This is a genomic window from Bacillus sp. GZB (assembly GCF_001975995.1).
Lineage (GTDB): Bacteria > Bacillota > Bacilli > Bacillales > Bacillaceae > Bacillus > Bacillus velezensis.
The window spans coordinates 1-2022 of sequence record NZ_MTQG01000006.1; the positions used below are offsets into that span (position 1 = coordinate 1).

The 2022-nt window shown below is 43.5% G+C and carries 1 protein-coding gene; it reads right to left on the reverse strand.

Translation table 11 applies throughout. The features are described 5' to 3' along the window. Positions 1-1975: beta-ketoacyl synthase N-terminal-like domain-containing protein (locus tag BXO87_RS00055; protein ID WP_239692955.1), on the reverse strand; the 1975-nt coding region annotated here is incomplete at its 3' end. Positions 1976-2022 lie beyond the last annotated feature (47 nt).

The window sequence follows — 2022 nt, forward strand, 5'->3', positions numbered from 1 at the left end:
TCTTCAACGACATCACAAGGCTTATCAGGCTTACGATCCCTGAAGCCGCCAAGGTATGACCGATATTCGGTTTCGTCGACGTTAATGCACAGTAGCTTCTTTCCTCTGTATAGTCTTTAAATGCCTCTGCCAATGCATTAATCTCGATCGGGTCACCGAGCTTTGTCCCCGTTCCATGGGTCACGATGTATTCCATATCCTCTGCCTTGATATGAAAACGATCGTACACTTCTTTGATGAGCCGGCTTTGCGAACGTCCGCTTGGCGCGGTAATTCCGTTCGTTTTTCCGTCATAGTTAATTCCGCTTCCCACTACGGTTGCGTATACAGGGTTACCGTCGGATTCCGCTTTTGACAGCCTTTTTAAAACAATAACGGCCACGGCTTCCGCCGGCACCATTCCATTTGCACGCTTGTCAAAGGCGTAACACTTTCCGTCTGCCGACAGCATTCCCGCCTTGTCCATGCTGTTATAGTTTTCAGAAGTAATCAAAAGATTGGCCCCTGCCACGATGGCAGTATCGCATTCTCCGTTTCTGAGGCTCTGACAAGCCTGATGAACAGCTACAAGTCCTGACGAGCACGCCGTATTGATAGCCATGTTTGGACCATCAAGGTTTAGAAAATAAGAAAGTCGCGCAGCCAGAATGGCATTATGGTTTGAGGTAATCCCGGCCTCTTCGTCAACTAGCAGTTTGTAATCCCCGTCCTCGATCCCAACAAACATTCCTATTTTTTCGTCTTCAAATGACTTGGAACCATAGCCGGCATCCTCCAACGCCTTCCATGTTTCCTGAAGCAGAATCCTTTGTCTAGGATCTATGTTTGCTGCTTCACGAGGTGATAGTTCAAAGAAAAGAGGGTCAAATTCAGCAATTCCCGGGATCACTCCAAGTTTTCTGTTCACTGATTTGCCAGCCCCAGTGTTTTCATAACCTTGCCACCATCGAACTCGCTCATGCGGGAGCTTACGGATTACTTCCCTGCCTTCGAGTAAAATGGACCAAAATTCCTCTATATTCCTTGCATCTGGGAACCTTCCGCTTATTCCGATAATGGCAATGGGCTGATCATTTTCTTTTATTTTCGTATTCTTTCTGCCAGCAAGGTTCCGTCTGATCTTTTTCCCCTTACTCTTCAAATTCTGTTCTGTTGCTGAAGCACCCTCTGCTAATGCCGCAGAAACTTCCTGCACGCTATCCTGATAAAATCTACTCAGTTGATCAGGGTAGCGATCAAGTAAATATTTATTTAAGCTATCAATCGTTGGATAACTAAAGAAGATATCTGGTGTAATTGGCAGCTCATAACGCTCGCTTAACACTTCTGCGAATTCACCAAGACTGACTGAATCAAAACCGAAGTCAGCTAAGTTTTCGTCTGTACAAAGCTTTTCTCCTGGAATTCTAAGTATTCGACTCATCACGTTCTTTAATTCCCAAAGTAGAGACTCTTCTAGACTCCGGAGACTTCTACCTGTTTCTTTTTCACAGCCAAAGCTCTCTAGTGACATCATTTTCTTCACATGAATTGCTTTTTCCTTTTCTTTCTTATGTCTAGCAACTGGCATAAATCTATACGCATCTTTCTGATAGAATGCCTGCATATCATCAGAATAACGTTTAAGCAAATACTGACTTAACCTCTCTATTGTCGGATAACTAAAGAAGATATCTGGCGTAATATTCAACTTATAATAGCTGGTTAATACATCTGCATATTCACCAAGACTCACTGAGTCGAAACCTAAATCTGACAGATTTTCATCTACATCAAGCTTATCTCTCGATATTCTAAGAATTTGGCTGATCGCATCCTTTAGTTCCCAAATCACACACTGTTTTATGTTCCAGCCGCTCATTTCCGCTCTTCTGCCTTTTCCAGAAGGTAACGCTGCTCTTTTCACTTCGGTTTTTGTCCTTGTTTCTTCACTTAATCCAAGGAATTTATATACTCTCTTCCGATTTCCGGTCATGACAAGCCACTGAGTCTGTTTCTGGCGAAGAATGGCTTCAAAAACTT